Origin of the sequence: Enterococcus sp. DIV1758, assembly GCF_051711985.1 — a bacterium.
Classification (GTDB): Bacteria; Bacillota; Bacilli; order Lactobacillales; family Enterococcaceae; genus Enterococcus; species Enterococcus faecalis.
This window is the reverse complement of sequence record NZ_JBIOOA010000001.1, coordinates 1,537,572-1,556,007: the sequence shown is the minus strand read 5'-3', so window position 1 is coordinate 1,556,007 and position 18,436 is coordinate 1,537,572. Positions and strand designations below refer to the sequence as shown.

Annotated in this window: 20 protein-coding genes; 16 read left to right on the top strand and 4 right to left on the bottom strand. The window is 38.7% G+C overall.

Annotation, left to right across the window (positions count from 1 at the left end; all coding sequences use genetic code 11):
- The first annotated feature begins 1 nt into the window (after position 1).
- From purM to IGJ52_RS07655, 6 genes are all read left to right on the top strand, one after another.
- Complete coding sequence (gene purM / locus IGJ52_RS07680; RefSeq protein WP_347495668.1) at positions 2 to 1,033, top strand: phosphoribosylformylglycinamidine cyclo-ligase; 1,032 nt, start codon at positions 2 to 4, stop codon at positions 1,031 to 1,033.
- Complete coding sequence (gene purN, locus IGJ52_RS07675; protein WP_002360141.1) at positions 1,030 to 1,602, top strand: phosphoribosylglycinamide formyltransferase; 573 nt, start codon at positions 1,030 to 1,032, stop codon at positions 1,600 to 1,602. Before purM ends, purN begins: the two co-directional genes overlap by 4 nt.
- Positions 1,554 to 3,140: a bifunctional phosphoribosylaminoimidazolecarboxamide formyltransferase/IMP cyclohydrolase gene (gene purH, locus IGJ52_RS07670; RefSeq protein WP_438792005.1), complete on the top strand. Its 1,587-nt coding sequence runs from the start codon at positions 1,554 to 1,556 to the stop codon at positions 3,138 to 3,140. The genes purN and purH overlap by 49 nt, the downstream gene beginning before the upstream one ends.
- Positions 3,141 to 3,158: 18 nt before the next feature.
- Entirely contained in the window at positions 3,159 to 4,406 is a 1,248-nt protein-coding gene (purD, locus tag IGJ52_RS07665; protein WP_010827483.1) for a phosphoribosylamine--glycine ligase, read from the top strand.
- A gap of 127 nt (positions 4,407 to 4,533) precedes the next feature.
- Positions 4,534 to 4,863 carry a DUF1648 domain-containing protein gene (locus IGJ52_RS07660; protein ID WP_002420116.1) on the top strand — a complete coding sequence of 110 codons (330 nt, stop codon included), beginning with the start codon at positions 4,534 to 4,536 and terminating at the stop codon, positions 4,861 to 4,863.
- A 20-nt stretch (positions 4,864 to 4,883) separates the two neighbouring features.
- Positions 4,884 to 5,618, top strand: coding sequence for a TIM44-like domain-containing protein (locus tag IGJ52_RS07655; RefSeq protein WP_438792004.1), 735 nt, complete (start codon positions 4,884 to 4,886; stop codon positions 5,616 to 5,618).
- Positions 5,619 to 5,657: 39 nt separating this feature from the next.
- Here IGJ52_RS07655 and IGJ52_RS07650 read toward each other — a convergent pair whose 3' ends face one another.
- From IGJ52_RS07650 to IGJ52_RS07635, 4 genes are all read right to left on the bottom strand, one after another.
- Positions 5,658 to 6,179, bottom strand: coding sequence for a QueT transporter family protein (locus IGJ52_RS07650; RefSeq protein WP_002408894.1), 522 nt, complete (start codon positions 6,177 to 6,179; stop codon positions 5,658 to 5,660).
- Positions 6,180 to 6,324: 145 nt separating this feature from the next.
- The gene (locus IGJ52_RS07645) at positions 6,325 to 7,110 is read right to left on the bottom strand and encodes a 3-oxoacyl-ACP reductase (RefSeq protein WP_173975044.1); all 786 of its coding nucleotides are present in this window, start codon (positions 7,108 to 7,110) and stop codon (positions 6,325 to 6,327) included.
- 62 nt (positions 7,111 to 7,172) lie between these two features.
- Positions 7,173 to 7,406, bottom strand: coding sequence for a DUF2829 domain-containing protein (locus tag IGJ52_RS07640; RefSeq protein ID WP_002408895.1), 234 nt, complete (start codon positions 7,404 to 7,406; stop codon positions 7,173 to 7,175).
- Positions 7,396 to 8,058, bottom strand: a complete 663-nt coding sequence (locus IGJ52_RS07635; RefSeq protein ID WP_010816565.1) for a YigZ family protein — start codon at positions 8,056 to 8,058, stop codon at positions 7,396 to 7,398. The genes IGJ52_RS07640 and IGJ52_RS07635 overlap by 11 nt, the downstream gene beginning before the upstream one ends.
- A gap of 141 nt (positions 8,059 to 8,199) precedes the next feature.
- On the opposite strand from IGJ52_RS07635, the gene IGJ52_RS07630 reads away from it, so the two are divergent.
- The 10 genes from IGJ52_RS07630 to IGJ52_RS07585 all read left to right on the top strand — a co-directional run bounded on the left by IGJ52_RS07630 (position 8,200) and on the right by IGJ52_RS07585 (position 18,394).
- The gene (locus tag IGJ52_RS07630; protein ID WP_002357286.1) at positions 8,200 to 8,487 is read left to right on the top strand and encodes a DUF7662 domain-containing protein; all 288 of its coding nucleotides are present in this window, start codon (positions 8,200 to 8,202) and stop codon (positions 8,485 to 8,487) included.
- 120 nt (positions 8,488 to 8,607) lie between these two features.
- Positions 8,608 to 8,943 carry a PTS sugar transporter subunit IIB gene (locus IGJ52_RS07625; protein WP_002360150.1) on the top strand — a complete coding sequence of 112 codons (336 nt, stop codon included), beginning with the start codon at positions 8,608 to 8,610 and terminating at the stop codon, positions 8,941 to 8,943.
- Positions 8,944 to 9,041: 98 nt separating this feature from the next.
- Positions 9,042 to 10,358 (top strand): DEAD/DEAH box helicase, encoded by a 1,317-nt coding sequence (locus IGJ52_RS07620; RefSeq protein ID WP_010816564.1) that lies wholly within the window; start codon positions 9,042 to 9,044, stop codon positions 10,356 to 10,358.
- The gene (locus tag IGJ52_RS07615) at positions 10,348 to 11,034 is read left to right on the top strand and encodes a ComF family protein (RefSeq protein ID WP_173975049.1); all 687 of its coding nucleotides are present in this window, start codon (positions 10,348 to 10,350) and stop codon (positions 11,032 to 11,034) included. The genes IGJ52_RS07620 and IGJ52_RS07615 overlap by 11 nt, the downstream gene beginning before the upstream one ends.
- Positions 11,035 to 11,172: 138 nt before the next feature.
- On the top strand, positions 11,173 to 11,724 hold the full coding sequence (gene hpf, locus IGJ52_RS07610) for a ribosome hibernation-promoting factor, HPF/YfiA family (RefSeq protein ID WP_002357293.1): 552 nt from the start codon (positions 11,173 to 11,175) through the stop codon (positions 11,722 to 11,724).
- 255 nt (positions 11,725 to 11,979) lie between these two features.
- The gene (gene secA / locus IGJ52_RS07605; protein ID WP_002420121.1) at positions 11,980 to 14,517 is read left to right on the top strand and encodes a preprotein translocase subunit SecA; all 2,538 of its coding nucleotides are present in this window, start codon (positions 11,980 to 11,982) and stop codon (positions 14,515 to 14,517) included.
- 76 nt (positions 14,518 to 14,593) lie between these two features.
- Positions 14,594 to 15,695 (top strand): peptide chain release factor 2 gene (prfB, locus tag IGJ52_RS07600; protein ID WP_111997025.1). Its coding sequence is split into 2 segments (ribosomal slippage): positions 14,594 to 14,665 and positions 14,667 to 15,695, totalling 1,101 coding nucleotides; the frame shifts between segments, so codons are not numbered across the junction.
- Between the two features lie 105 nt (positions 15,696 to 15,800).
- Positions 15,801 to 16,487: a cell division ATP-binding protein FtsE gene (ftsE, locus tag IGJ52_RS07595; RefSeq protein WP_002361935.1), complete on the top strand. Its 687-nt coding sequence runs from the start codon at positions 15,801 to 15,803 to the stop codon at positions 16,485 to 16,487.
- Positions 16,480 to 17,364 (top strand): permease-like cell division protein FtsX, encoded by an 885-nt coding sequence (gene ftsX / locus IGJ52_RS07590; RefSeq protein WP_002364071.1) that lies wholly within the window; start codon positions 16,480 to 16,482, stop codon positions 17,362 to 17,364. Before ftsE ends, ftsX begins: the two co-directional genes overlap by 8 nt.
- Before the next feature lie 175 nt (positions 17,365 to 17,539).
- On the top strand, positions 17,540 to 18,394 hold the full coding sequence (locus IGJ52_RS07585; protein ID WP_002357298.1) for a phosphate ABC transporter substrate-binding protein PstS: 855 nt from the start codon (positions 17,540 to 17,542) through the stop codon (positions 18,392 to 18,394).
- Positions 18,395 to 18,436: the final 42 nt, after the last annotated feature.

The following is an 18,436-nucleotide window of genomic DNA, read 5'->3' as shown; positions in this document are numbered from 1 at the left end:
CATGGAAAATGCCTATTCAAAAGCTGGCGTAAATGTTGAGGCGGGATACGAAGTAGTGGAACGAATTCAAAAGCATAGCCAAAAGACACAACGGACGGGAACGTTGGGCATGCTTGGTGGTTTTGGTGGTTGTTTTGATTTAAGTAGTTACAAGCTTAAAGAACCAGTTTTGGTATCAGGAACGGATGGCGTAGGCACAAAGTTACTCTTGGCAATTGAAGAACAGAAACACGAGACAATCGGAATTGATTGTGTAGCAATGTGTGTCAATGATGTCGTCGCACAAGGCGCCGAACCGTTATATTTTTTAGATTATTTAGCGTTAGGGACCGTTAATCCAGCTAAAGTTGAAGCAATTGTTGCGGGTGTTGCGGCTGGCTGTTGTGAGGCGAATGCAGCCTTAATTGGGGGCGAAACAGCTGAAATGCCTGATATGTATGAAGCAGATGCTTATGACGTAGCTGGTTTTGCCGTAGGTATTGCTGAGAAAAGTCAACTCTTGACTCCAAGTAACGTAAAAGAAGGCGATTTCTTGATTGGTCTTCCTTCAAGTGGTCTTCATTCTAATGGTTACTCTTTAGTAAGAAATGTTTTTTTTAAGAAACATTCGTTTAAAACAACGGACAAGCTTCCAGAATTGGCACCCAAAACGTTAGGGGAAGAATTATTAACACCAACAAAAATTTACGTGAAGGAATTATTACCATTGTTAAAAGCAGGACTCGTGCATGGTGCTGCGCATATTACTGGCGGCGGGTTTTTAGAAAATCTACCAAGAATGTTTCCTTCTTCATTAGCTGCAGAGATTCAATTAAATAGTTGGCCAGTGCTACCAATTTTTAAATTGATTCAAAAATACGGTGAAATTCCATCTGAAGAAATGTATGAAATTTTCAATATGGGCTTAGGGATGATTTTAGCGGTGAGTCCAGAGCATGTTGAAAAAGTTCAGGAGCTTTTACCAGAAGCTTTTGAAATTGGTCGTTTGGTACCTAGGAAAACGAAAGCCGTTATTTTTAAGGAAGCCTTATGAAGATAGCTGTTTTTGCATCTGGCAATGGTAGCAATTTTGAGGCGATTGCTGCAGCTTTTTCCCAAAAAAAAATCGCAGGGCAGTTGAGCTTAGTCTTTTGTGACCAGCCTGAAGCCTATGTATTGACCCGTGCCCAAAAACGCAAGATTCCCGTTGTTTGCTTTTCGCCATCTGATTTTCCATCTCGTGGGCAGTATGAAGAACAAGTATTGAAACATTTAAAAGAGCATCAGATCGATTTAATCGTGTTAGCTGGTTATTTGAGAATTATCGGCAAGACTTTACTGGAGGCTTATCCAAAGAGAATCGTCAATATTCATCCTTCGCTGTTACCTAGTTTTCCAGGTCTTCACGGAATTGAAGAGGCATTTCATTATGGAGTGAAAATAACAGGAATCACTATCCATTATGTTGACTCTGGGGTTGATACAGGACCGATTATTTTCCAAACAACCACCAAGATTGATACTGAAGATACATTGGACACATTAGCAGAGAAAATTCATGCTCTTGAGCACGAATGGTACCCAAAAATAATTTCACAAATTGTAAAGGAGACAATGAAATGACCAAAAGAGCATTGATTAGCGTTTCAGACAAAACAGGAGTGACAACATTTGCAGCAGGCTTAGTTGCAAATGGCTTTGAAATTATCTCTACTGGGGGAACAAGGACTGTCTTAGAAGAAGCGGGGGTACCGACACTTGCTATTGACGACATCACTGGCTTTCCAGAAATGTTAGATGGCCGTGTCAAAACGTTACATCCGAATATCCATGGCGGACTTTTGGCAAAAAGGGGAAACCAAGCGCATCAAAAAGCACTGACTGAACAAGGCATTCACTTTATTGACCTTGTAGTAGTGAATCTTTATCCATTTAAAGAAACAATTTTAAAACCAGCGATTTCTGAAGCAGAAGCGATTGAAATGATTGATATTGGCGGTCCTAGCATGTTACGTTCAGCGGCAAAAAATTATCAAGACGTAACAGCAGTGGTTGATCCTAGTGATTATGAACAGGTATTAAGTGAAATTAGCAGCACTGGAACTAGCCAGTTAACCACTAGAAAAAGATTGGCAGCAAAAGTCTTTCGTCATACCGCTGCTTATGACGCGCTTATCGCTGACTATTTAACGACGCAAGTGGGTGAAACTGAACCAGAGAAACAGACGCTTACTTATGAACGTAAGCAAACATTGCGTTATGGCGAAAATAGCCATCAACAAGCCACCTTTTATCAATCCGTTGTACCTGTATCATTATCCATTGCTTCCGCTCGACAACTTCATGGCAAAGAACTGTCATATAACAATATTCGAGATGCTGATGCAGCGCTCCGGATTGCTAGCGAGTTTACAGAACCTACGGTCGTCGCTGTCAAACATATGAACCCATGTGGAATTGGAACAGGAAAAACGATTTTGGCAGCCTATCGTCAGGCATTTGAAGCAGATCCAGTTTCAATTTTTGGTGGCATTGTTGTTTTGAATCGTCCAGTGGACCAAGCGACTGCGGCTGAAATGCATCAAATCTTTTTAGAGATAATTATTGCGCCTAGTTTTGAAGAAGAAGCTCTGGCACTGTTATCTCAGAAAAAGAATCTTCGTTTGTTAACGTTAGATTTTCATGCTCAAGAAAAAAAAGCGGTGGAATTAGTTTCTGTTATGGGCGGGTTATTAATTCAAGAACAAGATACAGTTGTTGAAAATGAACAAGCATGGCAAGTAGTTACAGAGCGCCAACCCACACCAGCTGAAAGAGACGCATTGAACTTTGCTTGGAAAGCAGTCAAGCATGTAAAATCAAATGCTATTGTTTTAGCCAATGAAAGTCAAACAGTGGGAATTGGCGCTGGTCAAATGAATCGAATTGGGTCAGTAAAAATTGCAGTTGATCAAGCCCAAGCAGCTGGAAAATTACAAGGGGCCGTCTTAGCAAGTGATGCCTTTTTCCCCATGGCAGATAGCGTGGAATATGCTGCACAACATGGCATTCAAGCAATTATTCAGCCAGGTGGGAGCATTAAAGACCAAGCATCAATCGATCTAGCGAATCATTATGGCATTGCGATGATTTTTACTGGGACTCGTCATTTCAAACATTAATTTTTAAAGGAGAAACCGATGAATATATTAGTGATTGGGCGTGGTGGTCGTGAACATGCAATCGCCAAAAAATTACAGCAAGAAAACAAAGTCAAGATTGTTTATTGTGCACCAGGTAATCCTGGTATGAGTGGTGATAATATTCGGACTGTACCTATCAGTGAAGAGCAGCAAACGGAACTAATTCAATTTGCGAAGAATAATCAGATTGATTGGACATTCGTCGGACCGGAAACGCCATTAATTGAAGGAATTGTAGATGCCTTTCAAGCAGCGGGATTACTAATTTTTGGCCCGACAAAAGCAGCTGCAATAATTGAAGGTTCAAAAAGTTTTGCGAAAGATTTTATGCAAAAATACCAGATTCCAACGGCGGAATATCGGGTCTTTCGACGTTTGGCACCTGCCTTAGAATATATTGAAAAGCAAGGAGTACCAATTGTTATTAAGGCAGATGGTTTGGCAGCTGGAAAAGGAGTAGTAGTTGCCGAAACAAAAGCAGCCGCAAAACGGGCGCTAGTTGCGATGATGGAGGACCAACAATTTGGAGCAAGCGGTCAAACGGTCGTAATCGAAGAATTTTTGCAAGGAGAAGAATTTTCCTTAATGGCCTTTGTTTCTAATGAGAAGGTATATCCGATGGTGATTGCTCAAGATCATAAGCGGATTTTCGATGGGGATGCTGGGCCGAATACAGGGGGGATGGGTGCTTACACACCAGTGCCTCAGATCCCAGAAGAAGCGGTTCAGCAAGCCATTAGCCAAGTCCTGAAACCGACTGCTAAAGGAATGGTGGCTGAAAAACGTCCGTTTCAAGGGATTTTATATGCTGGTTTAATCCAAACAGCAACTGGCCCCAAGGTTATTGAATTTAATGCTCGATTTGGGGATCCAGAAACACAAGTTGTGTTGGCACGTTTAGAGAGTCCCCTTTCAGAAATAATTTCTTCATTGCTGGCGAAAGAGCAACCAACGATTGCATGGAATGAGTTAGCGAGTGTTGGTGTTGTTGTAGCAGCAGAAGGCTATCCTAATCAATACAAGACAAATCTACCATTGCCCGAAATGTCTGGTGAAACCATCTATTATGCAGGGGTAACTCGTTCAGAACAGGCTTTGGTTTCGGCTGGCGGACGAATCTTTTTAGCAGAAGCAACTGCTTCGACTCTTGAAGAAGCCCACAAAAAAGTTTATCAAACATTGGATAATTACTCATTTCCTGGAATGTACTATCGAAAAGATATAGGCGTGAAAGGCTTGATTTAGGATTTTTAAAACAGAGGCAAGGACATTTAATTGGATGTTTCCTTGTCTTTTTTTTATTGCAAATTCAGATAGGGAGGCATAAACTGATAGTATATCCATCATTAAACTAGAGGAGAAAGCTAAATTAATGAGAGAAAAGCAGATTGAAAAAGTTAGTCAGGGATTGTTTATTGTTACAAGTATTTTAGCAGTCAGTTTACTATTATTAAGTGCGGTGGTCTATCCTGATTTACCAGCTCATGTGCCCATTCATGTGAATTTTTGGGGCGAGGGTAATTCATTTGGCCCAAGATCTAGTATATTTATGTGGCCAGCGGTCCTGTTTGGCTTGAGTATTTATCAACGAAGTTATCAATCAGTACAACCATATGGCAGATGGCTGAAGGTATTATTAATTATTGTTAATCTTGGCGCTTTGTTTAGTATTCTGCGTCTATTTATTAATTTGTTGGTTTGAAAGGATCGAAAGGTGAGAAAATGAGAAAGTTAATTTTGGTTTTTGTGGGATGTGTCATGGTCTTTTGGTTATGGCCTAATCAAGCGGTGGCTGTAGCTGGAGGCTATGGCGGTGGACGTGTAGAAAGTCCTAGCGGGGGCAATCCCTCGAATGGTTTTTCGTCAGGCAGTAATGGATCAAGAAGTTATGTTCATCATCATGAGACCGGATCCAGCAACACAACGCCACTGGAAGGCTTAATTTCAACAGTGTTTTTTGTTCTTTTTGGGGGCGCGATGATTTGGCAAAGACGCCGTAGAAATCAACCAGTCAATGAAGGTGCTTTTCAAGAAATGTGGGCAGCATTACCTGGAACATCAAAAGAAAAAAAGGCACTCTTAAAAGAAATACAACAAACGTTTTTAGAAATACAACAAGCGTGGGATCAAGAAAATTTGTCTGTAGTCAAAGATAACTATACAGAAAAACTTTATCAAAAACATCTTGCAGTATTACAAGAAAATCAACAAGCGGGCATCAGAAATCATGTAAAAAAAGTGAAAGTAGCGCCAGCTTCGAATTATCATCATATTAGTGAAACCAGTTTTTCACTGATGCTTCATTTTTCTTGTATTGACTACGAGGAAGATACTCAAAGCGGTCGTGTTTTATCGGGATACAAGCATCAAAAACAATATTTTTCACAACTTTGGTATTTTGATTACAATCCATCTCTTGGAAAATGGCAAGCAGACTTCATTCAACCTAAAGGATAGTGCTAAAAAGCGCTTGGGGTTTAAATCCCAAGCGCTTTTTTATTCTTCGATGCGTTTTACAAGCTGTATTTTTTTATTTAATACGTAAATCAGGATACCGCCGACTGTCATTGAAAGAAGTTCACCAAGTCCAACGGTCAACCATGTGTACCAAAAAGGTAACTGATAAAAGAACGTTAAGGGTCCGGCGACAGTGAACATGGACAAAGCAAAAAGAATGGCCGTTAGCATCAGTTTAATCAATAAATTTTGCTGATTTTTTGTCGCCAAATAGGCAATCCATAAGACTGCGCACGTGCCAGCGCTACCGATGACTATATCGATGATACCAAGAGGCGAAGCGGTGTTGGCAATCGCAACCCCTAACGTAATGGACCAGATATATCGCTTGTTAAAAACGCCTAAATAATTAAATAATTCGGCAAGACGAAGCTGTATCGGACCAAAACTAAGCGGAGCGAGAAGTACAGTGACAACGACATACAAAGCGGTAACCAGCGCCATTTTAGCCAAAACCGTAGCTGACCACGTACTGGTTTGTGGATTTGATGAATGATTCATTTGAGATTCTCCTTTATAAAACAACGACGTGTTTTAGTGATAACCATAACCAAAGGAAGGGCAGTAAAGCCAACTGAAGTGTTATGGTGTGAGCTGCCTCACTGTGTTACATGTTACTGAAGAACAGACACTCTGTAAAGTCTTTTTATTTCATGGTCCAACCACCATCGATGGTCATAACTGTGCCATGGATATAATCAGCGTCATCACTAGCTAGAAATAATGAAAGTTTTGCTACTTCTTGTGGCTGTGCCCAACGGCCCGCGGGTGTTTCACGTGCTACCCAAGTAGCCATTTCGCCTTCTCCTGCAAAATCAGCTGCGTTCATGGGTGTTTGGATGGCACCTGGCGCAATCGCATTTGCTCGAATGCCTAATTTGGCATAATCGTAGGAAAGTTGTTTTGTATACCCGATGATTGCGTGTTTGGAGGCAGTGTACGCTGCGCCGCCGCCCCCAGCTACTAAGCCAGCGATAGATGACATATTAACGATTACTCCTTTTTTTTGTTGGAGGAAATAAGGTAATAGAGCATTGGTCACTAAAAAGACACTTTTTAAATTGGTTGCTAAAATTTGATCCCATAAAGCTTCCGAAGTTTCTAGAGAAGGACGATAATCATCTAAAATACCTGCCGTATTTAATAAAATATCAATTTGGCCGTTGTTTTTCACAATTTGTTTCATCGTGGCTTGCACAAATGAGGGAGAAGACACATCACCGACAAAATAAGTAAATGGCTTAGTAGAATCTGGATTAACCAGTGCGGCTGTCTGTTTTAACCCCGTTTCGTCTAGGTCGATGCCAATAACTTCAGCGCCCTGTTCAGCAAAGGCAATTGCTTGTGCTTGGCCAATCCCTGAAGCTGCACCGGTTACAAGCACCCGTTTTGTTTCAAATTCTTTTGGCATAAGAAAAACTCCTTTAAACATTTAAAAATTAAGGTCTGGAAGAACGAGCAATCGCCGTAATCTGCCAGACCTTATGTGTGTAGTTATGCTTCAACAATCACCCAATCTTCTGCTAAGACATCACAAGGTGTTGGTGAAAACATGCTGTAGCCTTCATCAGAAGTTTTGATTAAAAAATACGGGGTAACTTGTAAAAATTCACCTTCGGAGGTGCCAATTTCATCACGTAATTCAATAAAAAGTTCAAAACCGCTCCAGCCTTTACGTACGGCTTTTTTTCCTTCTTTAATCTGTGGCAATACTTCTTCAAATGTCATTTGCTTGTGCTCCTTTTTCGTTAAATGGTAGTTCGTGATAGCTCGTTGCGCCTTTTTCAATTGTCAACTGACCGTTAAGTAGATCCGTCATTTCAGCTATAAATGTTTCTGTTGCTTGTTCATCTACTAAACAAATTAACTGAATAGACTCTGTGTAAATAGTTTCTTTAAGCGTGTAGGGACTATGTTCTAAAAAGGCTTGGGTTTTTCCTAATAAAGGATAGGCGATCGTAATCAATAGTTCTTGTTGCAATTTGCCAATGACTAAACCAATTTCATCTAAAGTGTGGGAAAGAGCATGACTATATGCTCGGATTAAACCACCAGTGCCTAATTTTATTCCGCCAAAATAACGAGTGACAACAGCCACTACGTTGATTAACTCTTTTTTCTTTAAGACTTCCAGCATTGGAACACCAGCAGTGCCACTAGGTTCTCCGTCATCGCTGCTCCGCTGAATGTCATTTTTTTCGCCGATCACAAAAGCACTACAATTATGATTGGCTTTCCAATGTTCTTTTTTTATTGCGGCGATAAAGGCTTTTGCTTCTTCTTCTGATGTTACGCGCTTTACAGAACAGATAAACCGCGATTTCTTGATTTCAATCTCGCTGAAACCATCTTGTTTGACTGTAATATAGCTTTCTAACATATGGGCATCCTTTTCTCTCGTAATAAAGTCAGTATAAAAAAGAATCAACTGAATAGCAACTTTTTCTCTCATCTTTTTTGTGAGATTTTTGGAAAAAAACGTTATAATAAGGTATGATAGAGAAAAGGGAGGCGCTGGAAAATGGTACATACACGACAGAAAAAATATGATACAATTACTCATTATTTGAAAACGAATGGCGGTTCCCAAGTTACCTTGACCTTTACCCAGTTTGATGAATTGTTATTCCCTCATTCTGGTTTACCAAAAACTGCTAAGACAGATGTCGATTGGTGGGCGAACGATTATAAGCATCCAGAAAAAGGCGCTTATGGTTGGTTGAATGCGAGTTATCAAGTAGTTCAAGTGAATTTGGAAAAAGAATATGTGGTATTTAATAAATTGCTGAAGTCAGCATGGTACGTTTAAACCAGGATTGTATCCGCTTTAAAAAACAAGAATGATTGACAAAAATTAACTTTACACTATAATATTTTTAATAGATAATGTTGAAAATTGAAAAAGGCAATGGTAAAAGGGGCTGTTAAAATGTCAAAAAAAACAATTATGTTAGTTTGCTCCGCTGGAATGAGTACTAGTTTACTTGTTACAAAAATGCAAAAAGCAGCATTTAATCAAGGCTTAGATGCCCATATATTTGCGGCTTCTGCATCGGAAGCAGAAACGAATTTAGAAAATAATCCAGTCGATGTGTTATTGTTAGGTCCACAAGTTCGTTATATGAAGAGTGATTTTGAAAAGCGTCTATCACCAAAAGGTATCCCAACAGATGTCATTAGCATGTCTGATTACGGCTTAATGAACGGCGAAAAAGTCTTGGAACAAGCCTTGGGTTTGTTAGCACAAGCAGATAAAAAAGAGTAAAAACAAGTTGTTTTTTCGAGAATCTTCGAAAAAGCAACTTGTCTTTTTTTTCGCAAAAAAGCTAGAGAAATGCGTATTTTATAATTGAGGTGGTTAACATGGAAGACTTGCATGGACGTAAAATAATTCTTGAAGAAACAGAACGTTCAATACAGACAAAACTGGTTTATTTATCAACAATGTTAGAGCGTTCACCCCTAACAATTCAATGTCAGCGGTGCGGGGAAGTCGTATCCAAAAAAGAAAACAAACTGGCGACAAATGTATACTACTGTCATGCGTGCATTCAATTAGGCCGTGTGACTTCTTGTCAAAAATTTTGTCATTTACCAGAAAGGCCCAATAGCCCAAGAACTGTCTTTTTTGAGTGGTCTGGACAATTAACAAAGGGACAGCAAGCGATCTCGGTTGAACTTTGTGAGACAGCAAAAGCAAGAGAGAATCGCTTAGTGTGGGCAGTTACAGGTGCAGGCAAAACAGAAATGTTATTTGCTGTTTTGCACCAAACCTTACAAGAAGGGGGGCGGATTGCGCTGGCTTCGCCGCGTGTCGATGTTTGCTTAGAACTGTTTCCCAGAATCCAAGCGGTTTTTCCTCACGAAGCAATTGCTTTACTTCATGGAAACAGTCAAGAGCCGTATCGTTATACGAAACTAGTGATTTGCACCACGCATCAATTATTGAAATTCCATCAAGCATTTGATTTACTTATCGTTGATGAAGTCGACTCTTTTCCTTTTGTTAATAACGAGCATCTTTATTATGGAGTGCGTAACGCACGAAAAAAAAGAAGTAGTTTGGTGTACTTAACAGCAACCCCTACGAAAGAATTGCGGAAGCTTTTACAGCAAAAGAAGTTAGCGGCCAGTATTTTGCCAGCAAGATATCATCGTAGGCCATTACCTGTGCCACGCCGATTTTGGGTTCAGTCGTGGCAACGTCTTTCTAGCAAAAATATTAAAATCATTGCATATCATTTGAAACGTTTATTGGTGCGTAATTCAGTTTTACTATTTTGCCCAAGTATTTCATTAATTCACCAATTGCATGCATTAATAGCTGAGCGATTTTCCGACAAAAAAGTTGTCGACGTTTATGGTAGTGATGAGCTTCGTCTAGAAAAAGTTCAAGCAATGCGTCAGCAGAAAACGGATATTTTGATCACTACAACCATTTTAGAACGTGGTGTGACTTTTGATGCAGTCTCAGTTATTGTTTATGGTGCCAATCATCGAGTCTTCACTTCTTCAACACTTGTCCAAATTGCGGGTCGAGTCGATCGAAGACAAGAATTCAATTACGGCGAAGTTTTATTTTTACATGATGGGGAAACAAGAGACATGAAAGAGGCAATTCGGCAAATAAAGCAAATGAATCGCTTGGCTAGCAAACGAGGGATGTTAGATGGATTGTAAAAATTGCGCAAGCCCCATTCGTTTGGAGATAACATTAAAAATGCTCTTATGTTTTAAAAAATGGGCGAGGCCTTCACTTTGCCAGCACTGCCAAGCAAAGTTCCAGAAACTGCCAATGATAGGCACTTGTTTTGGCTGTAATCGCGTCTGCCAAGAGCGCTATTGTTTTGATTGTCAAAGGTGGCAGCTGCTTTATCCAGAGTATTCTTTTCATAATGCAGCGTTGTTTCATTATGATGAAGGAATGCAAGAGTGGATGGAACGCTATAAATTTCAAGGAGACTATCGCTTAAGAATGTGTTTTAACGAGGAAATCAACTTTTACTTTCAGCAACAATCTGCGGACTATATTATTCCGGTGCCCTTATCCGAAAAGCGAATGCAAGAACGAGGCTTCAACCAAGTAATTGGCTTACTAGAAGCGGCTGATGTTCCGTACAGCCCTTTTTTAATTAGAAAAGAGGAAAATGTTCCGCAATCTAAGAAAACTAGAAAGGAAAGGATGCAGTTGCAACAACCATTTGTCATCCAAAAAGAAAACCAAAAAAAATTAAAAAATTGTTCTATTATTTTGGTGGATGATATCTATACCACTGGACGAACTCTTTTTCACGCAGCTGCTGTTATCAATGACTGTTATCCTAAAAGTTTGAATACGTTTACTCTCGCGCGGTAAAAAGAAAAGAACTCATAAATTTGATGACTATTTTGTTGGCAAAACCCAGATTATTCGATATAATGAAATTAAGAAGAAGGGAATTAAAGAGTGGTCCTTTAATCTTTTCTTTACTGGTAGATGAAAGGGGTAATTGTTATGTTTAGATATAATGTACGTGGAGAAAATATCGAGGTAACCGAAGCGATTCGAGACTATGTTGAGAAAAAAGTCGGTAAATTAGAAAGATATTTCAGCGATTCACCTGAAGCAACGGTTCACGTGAATTTGAAAGTGTACACTGAAAAAACAGCCAAAGTCGAGGTTACTATTCCTCTTCCTTATCTAGTTTTACGAGCTGAAGAAACGTCACCTGATTTATACGCAAGTATTGATTTGGTTGTCGATAAATTAGAACGACAAATTCGTAAATTTAAAACAAAAATCAACAGAAAATCTCGTGAAACAGGACGTAACAATACAAAAGCCGCTGTCTTCTTAGTTGGTGAAGAAACAGAAGAAACACCTTCAGAATTAGACATCGTTCGTACAAAACGTCTATCATTAAAACCGATGGACAGTGAAGAAGCTGTTTTACAAATGAACATGTTAGGACACAACTTCTTTATTTTTGAAGATGCTGAAACAAATGGAACAAGCATTGTTTACCGTCGTAAAGATGGCAAATATGGCTTGATTGAAACAGACTAAAGCTTAAAATAAGAGCTGAAATGCCTTCGTGCATTTCAGCTCTTTAAACATCTTTAAAGCACGGAGTAAAGAAAAAATAAAGAAATACATAAAATAACTTTAAAAGTTTCTCTTTTAAAGGAAAATGTCTGTAAAATAGAGAGAAATGGTTTTCTTTCTCGTCAAGTAATGATAAAATAAAACGGATAGATTGTGCTTCTTGTACAAAAAGGATACAAAAATAAAAAGAGGTAATTGAAAGGAACACAGATACCAATGGCAAATTTTTTGAAAAAAATGATTGAAAACGATAAAAAAGAATTAAGACGATTAGAAAAAATCGCCGATAAAATTGATGCACATGCAAGTGCAATGGAACAACTAAGCGATGAACAATTACGTGAAAAAACAGATGAATTTAAAGCCCGTTATCAAAAAGGGGAAACCTTAGACGAACTATTACCAGAAGCGTTTGCGGTTGTCCGTGAAGCTGCTAAACGAGTACTAGGTTTATTCCCGTACCGTGTCCAATTAATGGGTGGGATTGTGCTTCATGACGGGAACATTCCTGAAATGAGAACAGGTGAAGGGAAAACCTTGACTGCCACAATGCCTGTATACTTGAATGCACTATCTGGCGAAGGAGTACACGTTGTTACAGTTAATGAATACTTAGCAACCCGTGACTCTAACGAAATGGGAGAATTATATAATTTCTTAGGCTTAAGCGTTGGCTTAAACATTAACTCTAAATCTTCTGATGAAAAACGTGAAGCGTATAACTGTGATATCACTTATAGTACAAATAACGAATTAGGATTTGACTATTTGCGTGATAACATGGTTGTTTATCGCAGCCAAATGGTTCAACGTCCATTAAACTATGCAATTGTCGATGAAGTGGATTCAATCTTAATTGACGAAGCAAGAACCCCATTAATTATTTCTGGACAAGCTGAAAAATCGACAGCACTCTATACGCGTGCCGATAATTTTGTCAAACGCTTAAAAGAAGATGAAGATTACAAAATTGATATTCAGTCTAAAACAATTGGTTTAACAGAAGCAGGGATTGAAAAAGCTGAAGAAACTTTCGGATTGGATAACCTTTACGATATTGAAAATACAGCATTAACGCACCATTTAGATCAAGCGTTACGGGCAAACTATATCATGTTATTAGACATTGATTACGTGGTTCAAGACAATAAAGTCTTAATTGTTGACCAATTTACTGGTCGTATCATGGATGGTCGTCGTTATTCTGATGGCTTACATCAAGCGATTGAAGCAAAAGAAGGCGTCGAAATTGAAGATGAAACAAAAACAATGGCGACGATTACGTTCCAAAACTACTTCCGGATGTACAAAAAACTAGCCGGGATGACTGGTACTGCTAAAACAGAAGAAGAAGAATTCCGTGAAATTTACAATATTCAAGTCATTCAAATCCCAACCAATCGTCCAATTATCCGTGACGATCGTCCAGATTTACTTTATCCAACCTTAGAAAGTAAATTTAATGCAGTGGTGGAAGATATTAAAGAACGTTACCACAAAGGGCAACCAGTGTTGGTAGGGACTGTTGCGGTAGAAACATCAGAATTACTTTCTGATAAATTAAACGCAGCTAAAATTCCTCATGAAGTATTAAATGCGAAAAATCACTTTAAAGAAGCCGAAATCATTATGAACGCCGGTCAAAAAGGCGCAGTTACAATTGCAACAAATATGGCTGGTCGTGGAACGGATATTAAACTTGGTTTAGGTGTACTTGAACTAGGTGGTCTAGCAGTTATCGGGACAGAACGTCATGAGTCACGTCGTATTGATAATCAGTTGCGTGGACGTGCAGGACGCCAAGGGGATCCAGGGGTTTCACAATTTTATTTATCTTTAGAAGATGACTTAATGAAACGCTTTGGTTCAGAACGAATTAAAACATTCTTAGAACGAATGAATGTGCAAGAAGAAGATGCAGTTATTCAAAGTAAAATGTTTACTCGCCAAGTAGAATCTGCTCAAAAACGTGTGGAAGGAAATAACTATGACACACGTAAAAATGTCTTACAATACGATGACGTGATGCGCGAGCAACGTGAAGTTATTTATGCGCAACGACAAGAAGTAATTATGGAAGAAAATGACTTGTCTGATGTATTGATGGGCATGGTAAAACGGACGATTGGCCGAGTGGTGGATAGCCATACACAATTAGAAAAAGAAGAATGGAATTTAGATGGGATTGTCGATTTTGCAGCCTCAACGCTTGTCCATGAAGATACGATTTCTAAAAAAGACTTAGAAAATAAATCAGCTGAAGAAATCAAAGACTACTTAGTGGCACGTGCGCAAGAAGTATTTGAAGAAAAATCTCAACAATTGAATGGTCAAGAACAACTGCTAGAATTTGAAAAAGTTGTCATCTTGCGTGTCGTCGATACTAAATGGACAGATCACATTGATGCAATGGATCAATTACGCCAATCTGTCGGCTTACGTGCGTACGGTCAAAACAACCCATTAGTAGAATATCAAACAGAAGGTTATTCTATGTATAACAATATGGTGGGTTCAATCGAATATGAAGTAACACGTTTATTCATGAAATCGGAAATTCGCCAAAATGTCCAACGTGAGCAAGTAGCCCAAGGACAAGCGGAACATCCAGAAACAGAACAAGATGCAGCTGCACAAAGCAACACAAGTGCGAAGCGTCAACCTGTGCGTGTAGATAAAAAAGTGGGCCGTAATGATTTATGCCCATGCGGAAGTGGCAAAAAATTCAAAAATTGTCATGGAAGAAACGCTTAATTAAAGAAAAAACGCAGGGTGGGGCAATTTGTCCCGCCTTTGCTCTTTTTACAATAAAAAGAAAGAAGGAATCATTTTGGAAAACCCAGAAATTCGTACATTATTAGACGAAATGACACAAAAAATTACTAGCTTCAGGAGGTCTCTTTGACTTAGACCAGTTAGAAGAAGACATTGCCGAGGCGGAAAATCGGATGGGAGAACCTGGTTTTTGGGACAACACAGAAACGGCTCAAAAGCTAATTAACGAAACCAATAGTTTGAAAGAAAAATATCAACAATTTCATCAGCTCTCTGAGGAACTGGACGAATTAACGGTGATGTTTGAATTACAACAAGAAGAATATGATGCAGAGATTCAAGAAGAATTGGAAGAAAGAATTCATCTCTTGCAAGAACGTTTAACAACGTATGAGCTATCCTTACTACTAAATGAGCCATATGATCATAATAACGCCCTAATTGAATTACACCCTGGTGCCGGTGGTACTGAATCACAAGATTGGGGAAGTATGCTTTTACGAATGTATACACGTTGGGCAGAAAGTCACGGTTTCCAAGTTGAAACGTTGGATTACCAAGCTGGAGATGAAGCAGGGATTAAAAGTGTCACCTTATTAATCAAAGGTTACAATGCTTATGGCTACCTAAAATCTGAAAAAGGTGTCCATCGTCTTGTACGGATTTCGCCCTTTGATTCCGCTAAACGCCGTCATACTTCGTTTTGTTCAGTTGATGTAATGCCGGAACTAGACGATACAATAGAAATTGCGATCAATCCAGATGACTTAAAAATTGATACCTATCGAGCAAGTGGTGCCGGTGGTCAGCATATTAATAAAACAGAATCGGCTGTTCGAATCACACATATTCCAACAGGTACCGTTGTCGCAAGCCAAGCACAACGTTCTCAATTAAAAAACCGTGAGCAAGCAATGAGTATGTTAAAAGCCAAATTATATCAATTGGAAATGGAAAAGAAAGCCCAAGAAGCAGCAAGTTTACGTGGTGAACAAATGGAAATTGGCTGGGGCTCACAAATCCGTTCTTACGTGTTCCATCCGTATTCAATGGTCAAAGACCATCGGACAAATTACGAAACTGGCAATGTGCAAGCTGTGATGGATGGAGACCTTGATGGTTTCATTGATGCCTACCTAAAACAGCGCTTAAGTTAAGCTCTTCATTAAATTGAAATAAAAATGTAACTTAATGCAAGAAGTTTGCAATATTGACATGTTATAATGAGTAGGATTGAAGAAAAAAGAGATGGAGAGAACGCCATGATTGAAATGAAAGATGTAATGAAGAAATATTCGAATGGTACAACAGCGATTCGAAATATTTCAGTAGAGATTGACCAAGGCGAGTTCGTCTATGTGGTTGGTCCCTCAGGTGCAGGGAAATCAACCTTTATTAGATTAATGTATCGTGAAGAAAAAGCAACAAAAGGTAATTTGACAGTTGCAGGTCATGATTTAATGAAAATAAAAAATAAAGAAGTTCCTTATTTACGTCGTGAAATCGGCATCGTTTTCCAAGACTATAAATTATTACCAAAGAAAACTGTGTATGAGAACGTGGCCTATGCGATGCAAGTTATCGGACGACGTCCTCGCGAAATCAAAAAACGCGTGATGGAAGTTTTAGATTTAGTCGGTCTAAAACATAAGGTACGTGTTTTTCCAAGCGAACTTTCTGGTGGGGAACAGCAACGGGTATCCATTGCACGAGCAATCGTAAATACACCGAAAGTTTTAATTGCCGATGAACCAACTGGAAACTTAGATCCAGAGAATTCATGGGAAATCATGAAATTGTTGGACCGGATTAACGCACAAGGAACAACAGTCGTGATGGCAACGCATAATAGTACAATTGTAAATACGATTCGTCACCGTGTTATTGCCATTGAAAATGGTCGCATTATCCGTGACCAAGTGGAAGGAGAATACGGCTACGATGATTAGAACATTCTTTTCTCATTTATTTGAAAGTATCAAAAGTTTAAAACGGAACGGTTGGATGACTGTTGCCTCAGCAAGTGCGGTTACAATTACATTAGTTTTAGTTGGTATTTTTATGGGCGTTATTTTTAATGCAACGAAACTTGCTGATGATATCGAAAAAAACGTGACAGTGTCTGTTTTTGTCGATATTGGTACAAAACAAAATGAAATGAAAACATTAGAAAAACAACTTAAAGGATTAGACAATGTTGAAGATATTTCTTATTCAAACAAAGATCAACAATTGAAAAAAATCCAAGAACAAATGGGGGATGCCTGGAATCTTTTCGAAGGCGACAGTAACCCATTATATGATGTGTATTATGTCCGTGCAAAAACACCAGAAGACACGAAAGATATTGCGAAACAAGCAGCTAAATTCCCAAGTGTTTTTAAAGCCGATTACGGTGGTGTAAATTCAGACAAAATCTTTAAAATCGCTCAAACCGTTCGAACTTGGGGCTTAGCAGCTGCTGCATTACTTTTATTCGTTGCAGTGTTCTTAATTTCCAACACTATTCGGATTACGATTTTATCTCGTCAAAAAGAAATCCAAATTATGCGTCTTGTAGGAGCCAAAAACAGTTTCATTCGTTGGCCGTTCTTCTTAGAAGGTGCTTGGATTGGGTTGATTGGCGCAATCGTGCCAGTCATTATTATGACGTTAGGCTACCATCAAGTTTATAACATGTTTAACCCGCAGTTATTGCGTTCGAATTATTCATTAATTCGTCCAGAAGATTTTATCTGGAAAGTTAATCTATTAATGATTGCAACAGGAATGATTATTGGATCACTAGGTTCAGTTATTTCAATGCGTCGTTTCTTGAAAATTTAAACGAAAAAAAGCTCTCCATTTTGGAGAGCTTTTTTTGGTTTAGTTTTAAAATACTTGTTATTTAATTTAAGAGTTTTCTCAGTTGTACCAACAAATTGATAACTTATAATTTTCAAGTCCTACATATAATGGTAAAATAGAATGGATTGAAATTAATTGGAGGAATAATGAATCGATGAAAAAAAGATTGCTATTATTTATTGGTTTGGCAAGTATACTTACTTTGACAGGATGTGCAAAATGGATTGATCGTGGTGAATCCATCACAGCGGTAGGCTCATCAGCTTTACAACCATTAGTAGAGACAGCGAGTGAGGAATATCAAAGCCAAAATCCGGGAAGATTTATTAATGTCCAAGGTGGCGGAAGCGGAACAGGTCTGAGTCAAGTCCAATCTGGCGCGGTAGACATTGGTAATTCTGATTTATTTGCAGAAGAGAAAAAGGGCATCAAAGCGGAAGACTTAATTGATCATAAAGTTGCTGTTGTTGGGATTACACCAATCGTTAACAAAAATGTCGGTGTCAAAGATATCTCAATGGAAAATTTAAAGAAAATCTTTTTAGGTGAAGTAACAAACTGGAAAGAACTTGGCGGAAAAGATCAAAAAATTGTTATTTTGAATAGAGCGGCCGGTAGTGGTACGCGTGCGACTTTTGAAAAGTGGGTCTTGGGAGATAAAACAGCCATTCGTGCGCAAGAACAAGATTCCAGTGGCATGGTTCGTTCCATTGTTTCTGATACACCAGGAGCGATTAGTTATACCGCATTTTCATATGTTACTGATGAAGTAGCTACGTTAAGTATTGATGGTGTTCAGCCAACAGATGAAAATGTAATGAACAATAAATGGATTATTTGGTCTTATGAACACATGTACACTCGTAAAAATCCAAGTGATTTAACCAAAGAGTTTTTAGACTTTATGTTGTCAGATGATATCCAAGAACGTGTGATTGGTCAATTAGGGTATATTCCTGTTTCGAAAATGGAAATTGAACGGGATTGGCAAGGAAATGTCATTAAATAATTCTCTTAACACAAAATTTACAAACTTAACATAAAATTTACA